19 protein-coding genes are annotated in these 17,680 nt (G+C 70.4%); 7 read left to right on the top strand and 12 right to left on the bottom strand.

The window, feature by feature from the left end:
- Nucleotides 1-26: 26 nt before the first annotated feature.
- On the bottom strand, nt 27-851 hold the full coding sequence (locus tag ACOTKD_RS27890; protein WP_424891735.1) for a hypothetical protein: 825 nt from the start codon (nt 849-851) through the stop codon (nt 27-29).
- A 206-nt stretch (nt 852-1,057) separates the two neighbouring features.
- On the opposite strand from ACOTKD_RS27890, the gene ACOTKD_RS27885 reads away from it, so the two are divergent.
- Nucleotides 1,058-1,369, top strand: a complete 312-nt coding sequence (locus ACOTKD_RS27885) for a hypothetical protein (RefSeq protein WP_424891734.1) — start codon at nt 1,058-1,060, stop codon at nt 1,367-1,369.
- Between the two features lie 324 nt (nt 1,370-1,693).
- Here the strand turns inward: ACOTKD_RS27885 and ACOTKD_RS27880 are convergent, their stop codons facing one another.
- Nucleotides 1,694-1,930, bottom strand: coding sequence for a DUF6255 family natural product biosynthesis protein (locus ACOTKD_RS27880; RefSeq protein WP_424891733.1), 237 nt, complete (start codon nt 1,928-1,930; stop codon nt 1,694-1,696).
- Nucleotides 1,927-2,154 (bottom strand): hypothetical protein, encoded by a 228-nt coding sequence (locus ACOTKD_RS27875; protein WP_424891732.1) that lies wholly within the window; start codon nt 2,152-2,154, stop codon nt 1,927-1,929. The genes ACOTKD_RS27880 and ACOTKD_RS27875 overlap by 4 nt, the downstream gene beginning before the upstream one ends.
- 246 nt (nt 2,155-2,400) lie before the next feature.
- On the opposite strand from ACOTKD_RS27875, the gene ACOTKD_RS27870 reads away from it, so the two are divergent.
- Together ACOTKD_RS27870 and ACOTKD_RS27865 are read left to right on the top strand one after the other, a co-directional pair.
- Nucleotides 2,401-3,264, top strand: coding sequence for a helix-turn-helix domain-containing protein (locus ACOTKD_RS27870; RefSeq protein WP_424891731.1), 864 nt, complete (start codon nt 2,401-2,403; stop codon nt 3,262-3,264).
- The gene (locus ACOTKD_RS27865) at nt 3,245-3,493 is read left to right on the top strand and encodes a DUF397 domain-containing protein (RefSeq protein ID WP_424891730.1); all 249 of its coding nucleotides are present in this window, start codon (nt 3,245-3,247) and stop codon (nt 3,491-3,493) included. The genes ACOTKD_RS27870 and ACOTKD_RS27865 overlap by 20 nt, the downstream gene beginning before the upstream one ends.
- On the opposite strand, the gene ACOTKD_RS27860 is transcribed toward ACOTKD_RS27865, so the two are convergent.
- The 5 genes from ACOTKD_RS27860 to ACOTKD_RS27840 form a co-directional block, all read right to left on the bottom strand.
- Nucleotides 3,478-3,741, bottom strand: coding sequence for a hypothetical protein (locus ACOTKD_RS27860; RefSeq protein WP_424891729.1), 264 nt, complete (start codon nt 3,739-3,741; stop codon nt 3,478-3,480). The genes ACOTKD_RS27865 and ACOTKD_RS27860 overlap by 16 nt on opposite strands.
- Nucleotides 3,742-3,809: 68 nt before the next feature.
- On the bottom strand, nt 3,810-4,667 hold the full coding sequence (locus tag ACOTKD_RS27855) for a fumarylacetoacetate hydrolase family protein (RefSeq protein WP_424891728.1): 858 nt from the start codon (nt 4,665-4,667) through the stop codon (nt 3,810-3,812).
- A 111-nt stretch (nt 4,668-4,778) separates the two neighbouring features.
- Nucleotides 4,779-5,930, bottom strand: a complete 1,152-nt coding sequence (locus tag ACOTKD_RS27850; RefSeq protein ID WP_424891727.1) for an amidase domain-containing protein — start codon at nt 5,928-5,930, stop codon at nt 4,779-4,781.
- Nucleotides 5,931-6,178: 248 nt separating this feature from the next.
- On the bottom strand, nt 6,179-7,669 hold the full coding sequence (locus tag ACOTKD_RS27845; protein WP_424891913.1) for a sodium:solute symporter family protein: 1,491 nt from the start codon (nt 7,667-7,669) through the stop codon (nt 6,179-6,181).
- Between the two features lie 41 nt (nt 7,670-7,710).
- Complete coding sequence (locus ACOTKD_RS27840) at nt 7,711-7,908, bottom strand: DUF3311 domain-containing protein (RefSeq protein ID WP_424891726.1); 198 nt, start codon at nt 7,906-7,908, stop codon at nt 7,711-7,713.
- A gap of 156 nt (nt 7,909-8,064) precedes the next feature.
- Here ACOTKD_RS27840 and ACOTKD_RS27835 point away from each other — a divergent pair, with 156 nt between their 5' ends.
- On the top strand, nt 8,065-8,637 hold the full coding sequence (locus ACOTKD_RS27835) for a hypothetical protein (protein WP_424891725.1): 573 nt from the start codon (nt 8,065-8,067) through the stop codon (nt 8,635-8,637).
- Between the two features lie 20 nt (nt 8,638-8,657).
- Here the strand turns inward: ACOTKD_RS27835 and ACOTKD_RS27830 are convergent, their stop codons facing one another.
- Nucleotides 8,658-9,377, bottom strand: coding sequence for an SDR family oxidoreductase (locus ACOTKD_RS27830; RefSeq protein ID WP_424891724.1), 720 nt, complete (start codon nt 9,375-9,377; stop codon nt 8,658-8,660).
- Nucleotides 9,378-9,532: 155 nt separating this feature from the next.
- On the opposite strand from ACOTKD_RS27830, the gene ACOTKD_RS27825 reads away from it, so the two are divergent.
- Nucleotides 9,533-10,396, top strand: coding sequence for a LysR family transcriptional regulator (locus ACOTKD_RS27825; RefSeq protein WP_424891723.1), 864 nt, complete (start codon nt 9,533-9,535; stop codon nt 10,394-10,396).
- 94 nt (nt 10,397-10,490) lie between these two features.
- Here ACOTKD_RS27825 and ACOTKD_RS27820 read toward each other — a convergent pair whose 3' ends face one another.
- Nucleotides 10,491-11,771, bottom strand: a complete 1,281-nt coding sequence (locus ACOTKD_RS27820) for a DUF445 domain-containing protein (RefSeq protein WP_424891722.1) — start codon at nt 11,769-11,771, stop codon at nt 10,491-10,493.
- Nucleotides 11,772-12,149: 378 nt separating this feature from the next.
- Here ACOTKD_RS27820 and ACOTKD_RS27815 point away from each other — a divergent pair, with 378 nt between their 5' ends.
- The gene (locus ACOTKD_RS27815) at nt 12,150-13,475 is read left to right on the top strand and encodes an SGNH/GDSL hydrolase family protein (protein ID WP_424891721.1); all 1,326 of its coding nucleotides are present in this window, start codon (nt 12,150-12,152) and stop codon (nt 13,473-13,475) included.
- Between the two features lie 332 nt (nt 13,476-13,807).
- Here the strand turns inward: ACOTKD_RS27815 and ACOTKD_RS27810 are convergent, their stop codons facing one another.
- Nucleotides 13,808-14,479, bottom strand: a complete 672-nt coding sequence (locus ACOTKD_RS27810; RefSeq protein ID WP_424891720.1) for a DUF1707 SHOCT-like domain-containing protein — start codon at nt 14,477-14,479, stop codon at nt 13,808-13,810.
- Between the two features lie 375 nt (nt 14,480-14,854).
- Here ACOTKD_RS27810 and ACOTKD_RS27805 point away from each other — a divergent pair, with 375 nt between their 5' ends.
- Nucleotides 14,855-17,221, top strand: coding sequence for a transglycosylase domain-containing protein (locus ACOTKD_RS27805; protein ID WP_424891719.1), 2,367 nt, complete (start codon nt 14,855-14,857; stop codon nt 17,219-17,221).
- A gap of 135 nt (nt 17,222-17,356) precedes the next feature.
- Here the strand turns inward: ACOTKD_RS27805 and ACOTKD_RS27800 are convergent, their stop codons facing one another.
- A complete protein-coding gene (locus ACOTKD_RS27800) occupies nt 17,357-17,677 on the bottom strand; it encodes a DMT family transporter (RefSeq protein ID WP_058044297.1) in 321 nt (106 codons plus the stop codon).
- Nucleotides 17,678-17,680: the final 3 nt, after the last annotated feature.

Below are 17,680 nucleotides of genomic sequence, written 5' to 3'. Positions count from 1 at the left end.
AGCAGGGACGCGGCCTTGGAGTGGTGTCAGTGGCCCAGAGCGCGGCGCAGCGTGATCGCGTGATGGACGCGCAGGCGCCGCACCTCCCATACCGAGAGCGCGGTCACCGACAGCGGGCCGCCGAGCATGAACGTGTACAGCACCTCCGGAGGCGCGGCGACGTCGGGACCGTTGAACAGCTGGAACGCGAAGAGCGACCAGACCAGCAGCGGCGAGATGAGCGCCGGGAGCAGCTGGTGCACGTCCCTGGCCATGAAACACGTGAAGACGCAGAAGTAGGTCGCCAGAAGCGTGTAGACGCTCGAACCGAGCAGCACGGCCAGAGCAGCCAGCCAGCCGATGGCCAGGGCGAAGAAGGACAGTACGAAGCAGATGATCTCGGGGAGGCCCAAACCGGAGAAGAAGTCCTTCAGGTCCTTGTCGCTGATGAGGTTGCCCTTGAGCGTCTCGACGGACAGCCAGATGCCGAGGGGGCCCGCGGCCAGCAGAAGAGCGGCCGAGACCGGCCTGCGCAGCCGCCCGGCGAAGTCACGGCGCCTGTCCGGGGTGCTCGCGATGAGGAAAGCGGCTATGCCGACGATGCTTCCCACCGCCAGGATGCCGCAGGAGAAGGCCAGTTCGAGGAGCTTGCCGAGGATGAACTTCTGCCCGCCGCCGCTCAGCGGATAGGCCGCGACCAGCCAGACGGCGGCGGCCAGGCCGAGTATCGTCCGCGCAAGCTGCATTCCGAAGATGAGGTTGTCCTCTACGGACTCGGCCTCGGAAGCGTCCCCTGTCCAGGAGCGGAAGAACGCCCTCAGCGCGCCGCCCGGGGCCGCACGGTTGCCGAATCTCGCACTGGACCCGCTCACTTACTGTCTCCCCGTAACGCGTGCGCTCCTGCGTTCCGTGGGTCACGCGTGCACCACCACGAACATCGAACACTTTATCGGGCAGCGGTCGGGGCTCTGCGCCGTCCGGCTCCGGCGCGAGGGCCTCCGGGCGGCCCGCCCACCGCGCCGCCCCCTCATATACTCCGGTCGATCTTTACCCTGCGTGAAAGGCCCGCATCAGCTCCATGGACAGCTCAGCGATCGAGCACGCGCAACGGGTGGCGGCGCGGGTCACGGCCGAGGCCGCGGGCGAGGAGTGGAAGCGTCACCACATGACCTTGACCTTCTTCCTGGCCGGCGCCCGGTCGTCGCACGAGGAGGAACACCACGCCTACAAGTTGGACGACTGGAGGAAGCGGCTCGTCGACTGCGTCGAGGCGGACGCCTACGCCAAGGTCGCCGAACTGCGGAGGGAGCTCCGGGGCTGGCTCCTGGAGGAGCTCGAATACCGTGACAACGCCCTGGCTTCCCTCCTGAAGGCGTACCCCCGGCCCTGAGCCGCGGCGCGCCGGCCCGGGAGCAACTGCGTCTTGACCCGGCCCGTCGCCGTCGGCGCCAGCCCTGGACGGTGGCAGGTGCTCTTCGAGACCCAGGACGAGTCGGAATGACACGCTCACATCCGCCGTCTCCGTGCGTCGGACCCGCAGATCGACTGGACGGCGGTGCGGATGGACACGCTCTGCGGGCGCTTGGTGCAGCCGACCACCTACCGGCTGAGCCTCTTCGTGCCGAAGACGGTGGGCTGACCACCGCGGCCCCGCGCTCCCGGCACACTTGTACGCCGCGGGCCCGGCCGTACCGGCTGCCCATGGAGCTCGCGCCTACGCCGCGGATCCCAGCCCCCACCACGCCCTCCTGCGGGGCACGTTCGCGATCCGCGTCGCCGCGGCGCGGTCCGCCCCGTGGGCGTCCCTCGGCTTCGGGGTGAGCGCGTGCGGCAGGCCCGGCGGGCGCAGAGCGCCGTAATCCGTGAAGCGGACGGTTCCGCAGGTCCTGCAGCGGGCCTCCCCTGGTGCGGGGTGGTTCCAGCCCTCGCTGTGGTTGCAGCGGATCCTCATGCGGACGCCCCTCCCACCACGTGCGACCGCCAGTGCCGCCGTACGGCGACGAGGGCCTCCCCCGCCTTGACCTTGTCCCCGGCGGACTCCGCCTCCCACCAGGTCGCCTTGAGCGCCGGGCACTCCGGGCAATCCGCGATCCGGGGGCGCGGGCCCGATTCCGGGTTCCGCCGTACCTCGGCGCGCTCTTCGCCGCTCGCCAATCGCAGCGCGACGAACGGCACTTCCCATTCCGTACCTCCACCGGGTGGACGTACGCGAACCCGCCCGCCCGTTTCCCCGATGACCTGTACGATCCGGCCATCCCGGGTGTCCACGACGAACGCCCCGTTCCTGTATGTCATCCCCCAACGCTCCTTCGCGAGTTCCGGACGCCCGACCAACAATGCACCCATTTCCAGAGCAGTTTCAAACCCCAATTTGTAGAGCTACAAATTTCAGCTCTACAAATTGCAGGTCAGGAGGTCAGGTTGGGACAGCAGGCACAGCGCACCGCGAGGCGCAGGAAGCTGGGCGCGGCCCTCAAGGAAGTTCGGGAGGCGGCGGGTATCACCGTTGCCCAGGCTGCGGCGGCAGTGACTGGCGACAACTCCAAGGTCAGCCGCATCGAGACAGGACGACACCGCATCACTCCAGCGGAACTGGCGGCATTGCTGGACCTCTACCGGGTCGGCGAGAAAAGGACTCGTGACTGGTTAATCGCGCTGGCATCGGAGGCGCGGAAGAACACATGGTGGCGCCATTACGGACAGCTATCGCCAGGGTTCAGCGAGGCCCTGACGCTCGAATCCGAGGCGGAGAACATTTCCGTCTTCCAGGCTCAGCTGGTTCCCGGCCTTCTGCAGACACCAGACTACGCCCGCGTAGTCCTGGCCGGAGCTCCGGAGCCCCGAACAGAAGAAGCGCTGGACTTGTACGTCGACATCCGCATGCAACGCCAACGGCTCCTGCAACGCGAGCAACCTCCGCAGTATCACTGCGTCATGCTGGAAGGCGTGGTCCGTCAACACCTCGGCGGCCCCAGGACCATGGCATCGCAACTTCGGAGCCTGGCGGCTATGAGCCAGCTCCCGCATGTGACGATCCAGGTCATCCCCTTCAGCCAAAGCATGCACGCAAGCACCAGCGGGTCGTTCAACCTGTACTCGTACCCCTCCCCGATGGACTTCCACGTCGTCCAAATCTCCTACCTCGACGGCGAACTGTTCCTGGAGGAAGATGAAACGACGAGGAAGTGCCAGCGGCTATTCCGAGCTCTCCAAGCCCTGGCATTGTCGGCCGAACAGTCCACCAGTCTGATGATGTCGATCGCCGATGAGCTCGAACGGGAGTGAAGTACACGTGATACGCCATGACCTGCCCCCACACGCGTGGCGCAAGTCCTCCTTCAGCGACGACACCGATCCGAACTGCATCGAGATGCAGCCCACCGAAGACAGACTCATAGCCATAGGCGACAGCAAAGACCGTCCCCGCGGCGCGTTCACCCTGTCACCGCACGCGTGGGCGACCTTCGTGCACTCCATACGTCGCAGCCAGGGCAGTTATCAACCGCTTGCCTGACCGGGCCGGTTGCGTACCAGTACCCACAGCCCCAGCGCCGCGCCCCCGGCAACCATCGCCGCCCCCGCCAGCAGCGTCTCGCCGCCCGGGGGCGTGCCGTCGTGCATCAGCGCGCGGCCGTCGGGCGCGGTCCGCCCCTCCCGGGGCGCCGGCCCGTGACGCGACCCCGGCAGGGTGAACGCGCACACCAGCACCACACCCACCGTCACCACGAGCACAGCGAGCACCGCCGCCTTCATCCTGCGCATATCTAAAAATATGCCCGCAACCGGGGCGAAAACCTCGCCGTACACGCCGAGGCCGTCGAAGGACGCAACTAAGCGTCCTTGAACACCTGCCGTTGCCGCCCCAGGCCCTCGATCTCCAGCTCCACCACGTCCCCCGCCCGCAGGTACGGCTTCGGCTCCGGGCGGCTGAGGGCCACGCCCGCCGGGGTCCCCGTGAGGATCACGTCCCCCGGGTACAGGGTCATGAAGGAGCTGACGTACCGGATCAGCTCCGCCACCGGGAAGATCTGATCGGCCGTCGTCTCGTCCTGCTGCAGGACTCCGTTCACCCACAGCCGTAGCCGCAGGTCCTGCGGGTCGGAGACCTCGTCCGCCGTGGCCAGCCACGGGCCCAGCGGGGTGAACGTCTCGTAGTTCTTGCCCTTGACCCACGCGCCGCCGCGGTCGAACTGGTACTCGCGTTCGGAGACGTCGTGGGCGAGCACGTATCCCCCGACGGCACTCATCGCCGCCTTCTCCGATTCCAGGCGGCGCGCCGTGCGGCCGATGACCACGCCCAGCTCGACCTCCCAGTCGGTCTTCTCGCTCCCCCAGGGGATGAGCACCGAGTCGTCCGGGCCGGCGACCGTATCCGCGGCCTTCAAGAACAGCACGGGCTCGGACGGAACGACCGATCGCGTCTCGGCCGCGAGGCCTCGGTAGTTCAGGCCCACGCCGACGATCTTGCCGATCCGGTTGACCGGCGGCCCGCACCGCAGTCCCGTGGTGTCGAGCGCGGGGAGGATGCGCGCGCCGACCGCGGCGCGGATCCGTGCCAGGGCGGCTCCGTCGGCCAGCAGGGCGCCGTCGATGTCCGGCACCAGCGCCGACAGGTCGCGGAGTGTGCCGTCCTCGTCCAGCAGCGCCGGGCGTTCGCCCCCCGCGGGCCCCACACGCAGCAGTTTCATCGCTTGATCGTCCAAGAGCGGAGGTGCTCTCCGCAAGGGACGTTTCGGACTGCGAACAGCGAATTGTGGGCCGCGCCCCGGAGGAAGCTCCGGGGCGCGGCCCACGCCGCGTCACGTGCGGTAGGCGTAGTAGACCGCACCCGGGTAGGACGCGATGATGCTCGCGACCGACTTCCGGTAGGTGTTGGTCGAGTGGTACGTCACGTACGGGACGCCCATCCGGCTCCGGTACGTGGTGATCATGGAGTGGTCCTTGGACCCGTCACCGTCGAAGTCCATCTGCAGGATGTCGCCGACGTCCATCTGGTAGACGTTCGACAGGTTGGCGGCACGCTTGGTGGACAGCGTGTGCCACGCCCACTCGTTGGCGCCGACCCAGGAGTCGGACTGGTTCGACTTGTTGTACCACCACTTGTGGTAGTCGGAGGTGTCCGAACCCGGCACGTCCTTCCATCCGCCGGCCTTCAGGGACTGGCTGATGAAGTTGGTGCAGTCGCCGCCCGCGACGTTGAAGCTGCGGTAGGCGGGGTTGTAGTTGCGCCAGTACTTCTCGGCGTAGGCGGCCATCGCCTTGTAGTCCAGACCGCCCTGGGTGGGGGTCAGGTTCTTCGGCTTGGAGTTCCGGCTGCCGGGGTACCGGGTCGAGGCCGGGCTGCCGTTGAGGTCGATGCTGCCGGTCGCGGCCACCGCGGTGCGGGGCTCGTTGATGGCGCCGGGGCCGTCGTCCTGCGGGCGGATGCCCGTGAGCTCCCAGTTCCCGCTCTTGCCGAGGGAGAAGCTGAGCTCGTGGTGAGCGGTGAAGCCGGTGGTCGACGGCTCGTCACCGCGGATCTTCTTGTACGTGAGCTCCGTGGTCTCGGTGACCCGGACGGTCGCGCGGTTGCCCTTGACGGTGGTCTTGTCGACCGACGTCTTGGTCTCCGCGGCCGTGTACGCCTCGCCGAGGGCGGCGAGCCACGCCTTGCGCGTCTTCAGCGAGGACAGTCCGGTGTCCTCGGCCCGCGAAAGGCCGGAGGAGAGACGGACCTTCCCGTCGAGCCTGGTCGCCTTGCGGTCGGCCGTCGAGCGGGTGTCCAGCAGGACGGAGGTGCGGTCCTTCAGGATGGCGTCGGCTATTCGGCCGAAGGCTTCGACCGTGGCGCTGTCCGCCGTGCGGGAGTCCGGCTTGCCCGCCGCGAACGCGGCCGACGTGGGCAGGAGAGCGGCCGTGGCGGCCACCGTCACAGCCGCCCCAACAGCGGCTCTGAATCTCGTTATGTGCACGATGTTTCCCCTTGTCGCCCGGCCCGATCGGACCGGGGACGGAATCTTCGCACAAACCTCGGATTACCGGTGGTACGGGTGATCATTGCATGGATCTGCGCCGTCTCCCGAACACGTACGGTCAAAATTGGTCTAGGCCGACGAGTCGGGTTCGTCGGCCTGGTCGCAATTCGTCAGCCCTGCTCACACCATTCGCTTTTGCTCATAGCAAGCGCCTTAACCGGCCGGGCAATCGATCCATTCGCCCCTTATGCCGGAACCGAGCCCTCCGCTCGTGTATCCGCCGCTCGCGCATCCGCCGGCCGTGGATCCGTCGCCAGCACCTCCTCGTCCGGACGGTCGTCAACCGGCCGCGGTCCGAGCCACGAGACCGCGAGCGCCACCACGAGGTTCACGCCCAGCGCGAGCGCTCCCGCGTTCACGCCCCACAGCGGGTCGTGCTCGGTGAAGACCAGGGCGCACACGAGCGTTGCGCCCGCAACGAGCCCGCTCACGGCGCCCCACAGCGTCAGCCGACGCCACATCAGCCCCAGCAGGACCATGGGCACGAGCTGGGCCATCCCCTCGTACGAGATGAGGGAGAGACGTACCAGCGTGTTCGGCGTCAGGTACGTCAGGACGAGCGCGAGGCCGCCCGCCGCGACCACCACGATCTGCCCCGCGAGCCGCTGCCGCCGTGGCCGGCCGGCGAGGGCGGGCACCGTCCCGAGGACGCTCTTCCCCCACATCGTGCCGATGACCAGCATGAAGACGGCCATGGGAACGATGGAGGAGAGGGCCGCCGCGACGCCGGTGATCCCGACCGCCCACGCGGGCAGCGAGTCCACGACGAGCTTGAACATCGCGAGGTTCGACCCGGCACCCGTCAGGCCCGGCACCACGAACAGGGCCGCCATCCCCAGCAGCATCGGCACGAACAGCAGCACGTTGTAGAACGGCAGGAGCATCGCGTTGCGGCGCAAGGCATCAGCGCTGCGCGCACCCAGATAGCCCGCCACAGTGGTCGGGAAGATGACGACCGTCAGCGAGTTGAGCAAGCTCGTGGTCGCGAACCAGGTCGCGTCGAGGCCGCTGCCGCCATGACCGGAGAGCGTCAGCCACGCGGGCTTCTCCGCGACCAGGCGGTCCAGGAAGGGCCCGTAGCCGTCGAAGTAGTGGTTCGGAACGTAAAAGGCCAGGAAACCCAGCGTGGCGATGACGAGTACGTCCTTGAGCACCGACACCCAGGCGCTCCCCCGCAGTCCGCTCACCACCACGAATCCGGTCGTCACGGCGAAGGCGATGAAGTAGGCCCAGTTCAGGCTGATGGCGCCGTACGAGATCGTCGAGACGACGACGCCCATGCCCGTGATCTGGAGCTGGATGTACGGCAGCAGGCACACCGTCGCCAGGATCGCCACGGCCGTGCCGAGCCAGGGGCGGCCGTAGCGGTGGGCGACCATGTCGGTGATGGTGACGAGGCCGTGGCGGCGGGCGTACGACCAGAGCGTCGGGCCGACGACGTAGCCGATCGCGTAGCCGCAGGACATGTAGGCGATGACGTAGAGAACGGGCGCGCCGTGGTTGTACCCCCACCCGGCGGCACCCAGATAACTGAAGCTCGTGTAGCCCTCACCGGCCATCAGCACCCAGATGAAGACCGTGCCGAGGCTGCGGCCGCCCACGGACCACTCGGCGATGCCGGTCGTGCGGCCCCGGCCGCGCACGGCGAGGAGGCCGAGGGCCACGGTGAGCACCATGAAGACGCCGAAGACGGTCGTCGCGACCGCCGCGTTGCCGTTCACACGCGCCCTCGCTTGCGGTCGCCCCGCCAGGCGAGGAAGACGGCGGCGGGGGTGAGGAGGGTGGCGGCGAGAAGCCAGAAGAAGAGGAAGGGCAGGCCCATGACGGTCGGCCGCACGCGGTCGACGAGAGGCAGGACGCCGAGGAAGAGGACGTACGGGGCGAGCAACCACAGCAAGTTGGGACGTTTCAACACGGGGTGACCCTAACCGGGCCGGGGTCCGCGACGCGCCGTCATCCGATCGAGGCAGCGACCGGACGAACGTTCCCGGTCACACCTCACGCCTCGCAGTCCATACGCTTATCACGCCAAGTCCGGCATTCCGCCTGGATCTCCGCACGGGAGGCATCTATGTACGTTTCCCGCACCCTCGGCGCCCTCGGCACCTTCGCCATCCTCGGCACCGCGGCCGCGCTCGTCCTCGTCGCCGCCGGGGCCTCGCCGGCCGGGCCCGACGACCGGTCCCCGCACGCGACCGCCTTCGCGCAACTCTCCTCCGCCGTCGACCAGGTGCAGGACGGCACCGTGAAGACGGTGCGGTTCGAGCTGGACGACGGGCACAGCGGCATCGGCGTCGGCAAGGACTCCGTCACCGTGCAGCACGACGGCACGTACCTGGTCGTCATCGCGCCGCAGGTGACGACGGACCAGGGCGGCGTACAGCAGGGCAAGGACCCCACGGAGGGCTGTGTGGACACCTGGTCCGCTGTCAACGGCAAGGCCGTCGCCGACAGCAGCGTCCGGCTGTGCCAGGCGGCGACGCACAGCACGCACGTGGTGGTCTCGCAGTTCGCGGCACGGTTCAAGAAGGGGGACGTGCTGCAGGCGAAGACGAAGGGAGAGGCCGTACGGCTCGACGCGACCCGGCCGGCGGACGGGCCGCTGATTCCGAGCGTGATCCTGACCGTGATGGAAGTGGCCTGAGGGCCGCGGCGGCGGGCCTGTCACGCGGCCTGTCCGGTCGCGGCCAGTACCAGTTCGCGGACGGTGATCCGCTGCGGTTGCTCGTAGACCCAGCGGACCGCCTCCGCGACCTCATCGGCCGTCGGCAGTTCCACCGCATCCTTGAACGCCTGGTAATCGGCCTTGGCGGCCTCGTCGGTGGTGTGCGACAGCAGGTCCGTACGGACCGCGCCCGGGGCGATGGTCACCACCCGCACTCCGTGCGCGGCGACCTCCTCGCGCAAGCTCTCCGAGATCGCGTGCACCGCGGCTTTGGTGCCGCTGTAGACGGTGTGCTTCGGGTAGCTCTTGAGACCTGCCACCGAGCCGATGTTGATCACCGTGCCGGTTCCGCGGTCGACCATGCCGGGCAGTACCGCGGCGATGCCGTTGAGCAGGCCGCGCACGTTCACGTCCACCATCCGGTCCCATTCCCGCGCCGGCTGCTCGGCGACCTCGCCGAGCAGCATCGTCCCGGCGTTGTTCACGATCGCATCAGCGGGACCGAAGGCGGCCTCGGCCTCGGCGACCGCAGCGGCCACCGCGGCGCGGTCGGTGACGTCCACCGCCCGCGCCAGCGCGTGGGGCAGGCCCAGGCCGGTGAGCCGGTCGAGGCGACGGCCGAGCAGCAGGAGCGGGTGGCCGCGGTCGGCGAAGGCGCGTGCGACAGCCGCGCCGATACCCGAACCGGCGCCGGTGATGACGATGAGCGGCTGTGCCACGGCGTGCTCCATTCTCATGACTTCTCTCATGACTTCTCTCATGACTTCCGGATACGGCCTCGGAGCGGGACCTCCGGAGGCGACGTCATCAACCCTGCTCGCACGGCGACATGCGAACAATGCCGAACCTCGCAACGATCGATAACCTGAGGGTTATGGAAAGCCGTGAGATCGAGATCTTCCTGACGCTCGCCGGGGAACTGCACTTCGCGCGCACCGCCGAGCGGCTGCTCGTCTCGCAGGCCCGGGTCAGCCAGACCATCAAGAAGCTGGAGCGCCGGTTCGGCACCGCGCTGTTCGAGCGGACCAGCCGCAGGGTCGCCCTCACCCCGGTAGGCCGTCGCCTCCGGGACGACATCGGCCCGGCGTTCGCGCGCATCCAAGAAGGCATCGCGCGTGCGACCGAGGCCGGCCAGGGTACTGCCGGACCGCTGCACGTGGGCTTCTCCGGGGCGCTCCAGGGTGACCTGGTGCTCTCCGTCCAGGCCGCCTTGCGCGCCGGCAACCCCGAGTGCGAAGTGCGGCTCCGCGAGGTCCCCGAAAGCGATCCGTACGGCCTCCTCCGGTCCGGCGAGGCCGACCTGGCAATCGTCCGGTTCCCCGTCAGCGAACCGGACCTGACGGCCGGTCCGGTGCTGATATCCGACGCCGTGATGCTCGCCGTTCCCGCCCGCCACCGGCTGGCCCGCCGCGACGCGGTCAGCGCAGGCGATCTCACCGACGAGAGCGTGCTGCCGGCCGGCTCGCTCCAGGAGACGCTGGCCCGGGTCGGCGCCGGCCATGGCGTCCATCCCGTTCCGAGCCAGACTGCGGTGTACCAGACCCGCCCGACGATCGCCTTCGTCCCCTATCCGGACGCGCCACCTGCCGAGTTCGGTGCGGTATGGCGGACAGCGGCGGACAACGCCCGGATCCGTGCCTTCGTCGCCGCCGCCGCTGCCCTGGTGCGTACGGAAGGCGGCCCCGCGCAGGTCTGCGGAGCCTGCCGGGCCGACGCCACGAGCCCCGCGCCCCGGTGAACGCGTGGCGGACCGTCCGGCGTCCACGGAAACGGGGTCAAGACACCCCCTCGCGCCCGGCCCCGGCCCGATCGCCGGCCCGGCCCCGGCGGCCCTAGCCCCCCAGCCCCCTCGTCAGCCCGTAGATGCACAACCCCGCCAGCGCACCCACCACCGTGCCGTTGATGCGGATGAACTGCAGGTCCCGGCCGATGTGGGCCTCGATCTTGCGGGACGTGTGCTCCGCGTCCCAGCTCGCGATCGTGTCCGTGATGAGGGACGTGATCTCGTCGCGGTAGGTCGTGACGACGTACACCGCCGCGTCCTCCAGCCAGCCGTCGACCTTCTGCCGCAGCCGGTCGTCGCCCGCCATCCGCGAGCCGAGCGACAGGATCCCCGCGCGCACGCGCAGCCGCAGCTCGCTCCGCTCGTCCTCCGCCGCCGCGACGATCATGGCGCGAACCGACGCCCACACGGAGGCGATGACGTCCTGGACCTCGCCCCGGCCGAGTATCTCGGACTTCAGCCGCTCGACCCGGGCCCGGGTGTCCGTGTCGGACTGCAGGTCGCGGGCGAAGTCCGCGAGGAAGCGGTCGACGGCGCCCCGCGCCGGGTGGTCGGGCATGTCGCGCATCTCGGCGGCGAAGCGCAGGAGTTCCTTGTAGACCCGCTCCCCGACCTTGCGGTCGACGAACCGCGGCGTCCACCCGGGCGCGCCCCCGGTGACGGCTTCCATCACGGAGTCGCCGTGCGCGACGAGCCAGTCGTGGGCGCGGACGCACACGAGGTCGACGACGCGCCGGTGCCCGCCGTCCGCGACGACCTTCTCCAGCGTGGCACCGATCCCGGGCGCGATCTCGGCGGCGTCGGCGCGCCGGGTGATGGCCTCGCCGACGACGGCCTGGACGTCGGAGTCCCGCAGGACGGTGAGGGCGCCGCGCACCGCCGTGGCCAGTTCGGCGGTGACGCGGTCGGCGTGCTCGGGGCGGGACAGCCAGGTGCCGAGGCGGGAGGCGATGCCGACGGTGCGCAGCCGGAGGCGGACGACGTCGCCGGAGAGGAAGTTCTCGCCGACGAAATCGCCGAGGCTGCGGCCGAGCTGGTCCTTCTTGGTGGGGATGATGGCGGTGTGCGGGATGGGGAGGCCCATGGGGCGCCGGAAGAGGGCGGTGACGGCGAACCAGTCGGCGAGGGCGCCGACCATGCCGGCCTCGGCCGCGGCGGCCACGTAGCCGGCCCAGGCCCCCGCGCCCGCCGACTGACCCCACTTCGCCAATCCGTACACCAGTGCGACCGCGAGCAGGAGGCCCGTGGCCAGCGCCTTCATCCGGCGGACGCCGCGGCGCTTCTCCTCGTCGGCGGCGCTGTAGGTGAGACCGCCCGGCGGAGCGGGCATCACCCGTTCGGCGGTATCCGTTCCGCCGCCCCTTCGCGCGTCCCCCCGAACGTCCCTCCCGCCGTCCGGCCCCTCGCCGCGTTCGCCATCAGGCGACCGATTCATCCGCACCACCCGTTCCAGCCGACTTCCGTGCATTGTCCTTACCCGGCCTACTCCTGGAACGGACCGGGAGTTCCCCGCGTCTGACAAGTCGCATGTGACACGTTGCCTGACCCCCCGGACCGACGGGCGCTCCCCACGGGCGCACCCCGAGACCACCGTGGGATCATGGAACGGCGATCGGACCGCGAGGGCGCTGTTGCTGATCAGTCGCTGTTTCCGTCCCCGGTTCCGCACCCGGAGCTGCCCGCTCCGCCTCTTCCAGGAGACACCCGCATGAACAGGCCACCCCTGCCCCGCGGTACGGCCTACGCCGTACTCGCCGCGCTGGCGGCCGTCGTGATCATCATCTCGACCGCGATATTCCTCGGGGCCGGCGGCCGGGACGGGCGGGCCGCGACCGGCTCGCACGAGAACCGCGGCTCCGCCGAGCCCGCCGCCTCCGGGCAGTGGGTGGGCTCCTGGGCCACCGCCCCGGCGGCCGCCGAGCCGAACACCGCCAACGGCTTCGCGGGCATGTCCATCCGCAACGTGCTCCACACCAGCATCGGCGGCACGGGCGCCCGCATCCAGCTCTCCAACCTGTACGGCACCGTGCCGCTCTCCGTCACCCACGCCTCGCTCGCCGTCGCTGCGGCCCCCGGCTCCCCCGCCGCCGCGCCCGGCAGCATGCAGCGGCTGACCTTCGCCGGGCAGCCCACGGTCACCGTCCCGGCGGGCGGCTCCCTGCTCAGCGACCCGGTCCGGCTGGTCGTCCCGGCCGCGTCCGACCTGCTCGTCACCACGTACTCGCCGACCCCGTCCGGGCCGGTCACCTACCACCCGCAGGCCCGGCAGAACTCCTTCGTCGCCCGCGGCGACCACACCGAGGAGCCGCTCGGCACGGCGTACACCACGAAGACGCCGTACTGGCGCTACGTGTCGGCCGTCGACGTGTGGACGCAGGAGGCGCACGGCGCCGTCGTCGCGATCGGCGACTCCATCACCGACGGCGTGACCTCCACCGTCGGCGGCAACCGCCGCTGGACGGACTTCCTGGCCGCCCGGCTGCGCACGGAGCCGGGCGCTCCGCGCTACGGCGTCCTCAACGAGGGCATCAGCGGCAACCGCATACTCCTCAGCAACTCTCCCTCGCCCACGGCGAACAACCTCAGCGGCCTCTCGCGCTTCGAGCGGGACGTGCTCGGCCGTACGGGGGCCCGCGTCGTCGTCATCGCCCTCGGCGTCAACGACATCCTGCGCAAGCCGCAGGTCGACAATCCGCAGCAGATCATCGACGGGCTGCGCTCAATGGTGCAGCGCGCGCACGAGCGCGGACTGCGCGTGGTCGGCTCCACGCTGATGCCGTTCAAGGGGCACAAGGGCGTGGTGGAGCGGCAGGAGGTCACCCGGCAGGGGGTCAACCAGATCATCCGCTCGGGCAGCGTCTTCGACTCCGTCGTGGACTTCGACCGGACCCTGCGCGACCCCGCCGTCCCGGAGCGGCTGCTCCCCGCGTACGACTCGGGGGACCACCTGCACCCGAGCGACGCGGGGTACGAGGCGATGGCGCGGGCGCTGGACCTGGAGACGCTGAAGGGCGAGGCGGCCGCCGCGCTCTGACGTTCGGGGCACGTGTGGGTTCCGGTGCCCGGCTGTTCCGCCGGACCCACGCCGTAGGGGTTGCTCACCGTGGCGGCGGACATTTTCCGCCCGGGCCGGCCGCGCCGGGCGCTGCGGCAGCCCGGAGCCATGCCGGTGGCGCCCCATTCCGCCGGGCCCACGCCGTAGGGGTTGCTCACCGTGGCGGCGGAGCTTTTTCAGCGGGCTTCGCCGCTGAAAGGCCAACCGTGCCGCAGGCGCTCCCGTGCCGCAGGCGCACTCCCCCGCCGCAGCGGTGAGCAACCACCCGCCACCTGTCCGGCGGTGCCGGACCGCACCGGCCGGCGTACGGCCTACTCCAGTTCCCGGCGACGGGCCTCGCGGAGGCGGGCCCGTTCCGCCTTCGTGACCTTGCGGTCCACGCCCACCCCGCCCCAGAAGGCGAAGCCGGTGATGCGGACGCGCGGGGAGCCCGGGGTGCCCGCGCCGGAGGCCTTGTCGTCGAAGCCGCCCATGATGCCGACGCCACCGACGTGGACGTCGAGGTCCGGCGGCACGGTGACCTGCATGCCGCCCATGATCGCGATGCAGCGGATGACGACCTCGCCGTCCTCGAAGCGCGCGTCGCGCAGGTCGATCTCGCCGCCGCCCCAGAAGACGAAGGCGGTGAACCGGCGCGGCACCGTCCACGTGCCCTTGCGCTGGAAGCCGCCCATGACGCCGATGGCGACCGGGCCGCTCACGGGGCCGCCGCCGATGCGCCCGGCCCAGTCCCGCGCGGCCGGCGCGGCCGCGGCACCCGAGGACTTGGTGAGGGAGACGGCGGCACCGCCGCCGCCCGGCGCCGGCAGGTCCCGCACGAGCGGCTCCAGCTCGCCGTGCGTCTTCGCCTTGTACGCCGCTTCCAGGCGCTCCTCGAACTCCTCCATCGTCAGCCGGCCCTCGGCGACGGCCTCGCGCAGGGCTTCGGCGATGCGCTCCCGCTCCGCGTCCGAGGCGCGCATTTCTGGAAGTTCGCTCATCATACGAACAGCGTAGCGAGCGGAATTATCGATTCTGGCCCCTCACGCGGAAGGACACGGAAGGACACGGAAAGGAGACCGATAGGGGACATTCACCGCAACGGCCCCGCACGGGCGCATCTCGTACCGCATCCCGTCGTTGAACCGGAAAAGCGGCGGCCACGGCGGCCACGGGTTTGTCACCCGCCGGAGTGGGCGGCCTGCCCCCGGACGGCCGAGCCGGGCAGGCCCATTGCGGTACGCACCATTGGCGCGGAACGCATGATGCGACAGTGTTCGACGGGGTGCACGACGTGTACGAAGCACAGCGGACCGCCCGACACGAGACCGCGCCGCCGTGACCGAACCAACGGCGGCGGCCGAGGAGTCCCTACAGACATGAGCGACGAGCACGCACAGCGGGCCGCCGGGGGCGGCCGGGGCGCACCGGCGGGCTGGGCGCCGAGGGCCGGCGAAGGCCCGGGTCGCGGCGGGAACAGCGGCAGGCCGGGCGAGCCGGGACGGCCGCGCCGCCCCGGCGGTGACGGCGGAGACGGCAACGGCGCACCCGGCGGCAACGGCAACGGCCGCCCCCGCCGCACCGGCTGGCGCCGGCTCCTGCCCACCTGGCGCATGGTCGTCGGCGCCGTCCTGTTCGTCGTCCTGCTCATCGCCGCCGGCCTCATCGCCGGCTACATGCTCGTGCAGATCCCCGCCGCCAACCAGGCCGCGGTCGCCGAGAGCAACGTCTACCTCTACGCCGACGGCAGCCAGCTGGCCCGCGACGGCGAGGTCAACCGCGAGAGCGTGCCGCTCAGCAAGGTGCCCCGGGACGTGCAGCACGCCGTGCTCGCCGCCGAGGACCGCGACTTCTACTCCGAGTCCGCCGTGAACCCCGAGGCGATGCTGCGCGCCGCCTGGAACACCGTCACCGGCAAGGGCAAGCAGTCCGGCTCCACCATCACCCAGCAGTACGTCAAGAACTACTACCTGGGCCAGGAGCAGACGATCAGCCGCAAGGTGAAGGAGTTCTTCATCGCCATCAAGCTGGACCGCGAGGAGAGCAAGGACGACATCCTCGAAGGCTATTTGAACACCAGCTACTTCGGCCGCAACGCCTACGGGATCCAGGCCGCCTCGCAGGCCTACTACGGCAAGGACTCCGACAAGCTGAACACCGCCGAGGGCGCCTACCTGGCCACGCTCCTCAACGCCCCCAGCCTCTACGACGTCGGCGCCCACCCCGAGAACCAGGCGCGCGCCACCGCCCGCTGGAACTACGTCCTCGACGGCATGGTCAAGAAGAAGTGGCTCACCCAGGCCGAGCGCAGCGCCATGAAGTTCCCCGCGCCCGGCAAGGCGAGGGCCCGGCTCGGCATGTCGGGCCAGCGCGGCTATCTGGTCGAAGCGGTCAAGGACTACCTCACCAGCAACAAGATCGTCGACGAGCAGACGCTCGCCCGCGGCGGCTACCGCATCACGACCACCGTCGAGAAGAAGAAGCAGGACGCCTTCGTCAGCGCCGTGCAGAAACAGCTGATGGACGAGCTCAGCGACGACCGCGCCGTCGACCGGTACGTACGCGCCGGCGGGGCCTCCATCGACCCGCGGACGGGCCGCGTCGTCGCCCTCTACGGCGGCATCGACTACACCAAGCAGTTCGTCAACAACGCCACGCGCCGCGACTTCCAGGTCGGCTCCACCTTCAAGCCGTTCGTCTTCACCTCGGCCGTCGCCAACGACGCGTCCACCCAGGACGGGCGCACCATCACCCCCTTCACGATCTACGACGGCACGAACAAGCGCCCCGTGCAGGGGCCGAACGGGCCCGTCGGCTACGCCCCCGCCAACGAGGACGACATCTCGTACGGGCCGATCACCGTCACCAAGGCCACCGACCTGTCCGTCAACGCCGTCTACGCGCAGATGGCCCAGGACGTCGGCCCCGCCAAGGTCAAGGACACGGCCGTCGCCCTCGGCATCCCCGAGAACACCCCCGACCTCAACGCCAACCCCTCCATCGCCCTCGGCGTCGCCAACGCCAGCGTCCTGGACATGACCCAGGCGTACGCGACGCTCGCCAACCACGGGCGGCACGGCGCGTTCACCCTCGTCGACAAGGTCACCAAGGGCGCCGAGGTCGTCCCGCTGCCGAGCCAGGACGTCAAGCAGGCCGTCACGCGCACCGCCGCCGACACCACCACCTCCATCCTGGAGAGCGTCGTCGACAACGGCACCGGGCGGGGCGCGCAGGCCGCGGGGCGGCCCGCGGCCGGCAAGACGGGCACCGCGGAGGACGACAAGGCGGCCTGGTTCGCGGGCTACACCCCCGACCTCGCGACCGTCGTCGCCGTGATGGGCCAGGACTCCGAGACCGGCGAGCACAAGTCGCTCTACGGCGCGGCCGGACAGGCCCGGATCAACGGCGGTGGGTTCCCCGCCGACATCTGGGCCGCGTACACGGCGGCCGCGCTCTCCGGCACCTCCGTCAAGGACTTCGACCTGGAGCTGCAGAGCGGGGCCCGGATGCCCACCATGGAGCCGACGATCCCGGCGCCGCCGACGACCTCCGCGCCGCCGTCGATCCCGGCACCGCCGACGCCGCCCACGCCGTCGTTCCCGCCGCTGCCGCCGACCGGGCCGCCCACGGGCTTCCCGACCCGGCCGCCGACGGGACCGCCCTCGATCCCGGGGCTGCCCACGTTCATCCCGAACGAGCCGAAGGGCGGGGGCGGGCTGGACGGCGGGCTGCTGGGCGACTACTGACGGGCCCCGGGCGGGCTCAGTGGCCCGAGGCCCTTGCGGGCTCAGTGGCCCGAAGTCGCCTTCAAGCCCACCACAGCCACCAGCAACAGCACGATGCTGCATCTCCCGGGGACAACCCCCGGCCCCCCGGCCGGCTCAGTGGCCCGAAGTCGCCTTCAAACCCACCACAGCCACCAGCAACAGCACGATGAAGAAGATCCGCGCCGCCGTCGCCGGCTCGCCCAGGACCAGCATGCCCAGGACCGCCGCGCCGGCCGCGCCGATGCCCACCCACACGCCGTAGGCCGTACCGATGGGCAAGGATTTCGCCGCCTGTGACAGCAGCAGCATGCTGGCGGCGATACCCGCGATGGTGAACACGCTCGGCCACAGCCGCGTGAACCCTTCGGTGAACTTCATGCCGATCGACCAGCCGACCTCGAGCAGACCGGCGACGGCGAGCAGGACCCATGCCATGAC

This window comes from Streptomyces sp. XH2 (assembly GCF_049725035.1).
In the GTDB taxonomy this organism is placed as follows: domain Bacteria; phylum Actinomycetota; class Actinomycetes; order Streptomycetales; family Streptomycetaceae; genus Streptomyces; species Streptomyces roseoverticillatus.
Note: the sequence above shows the minus strand (reverse complement) of the source record. Positions and strands in the feature narration are given on the sequence as shown.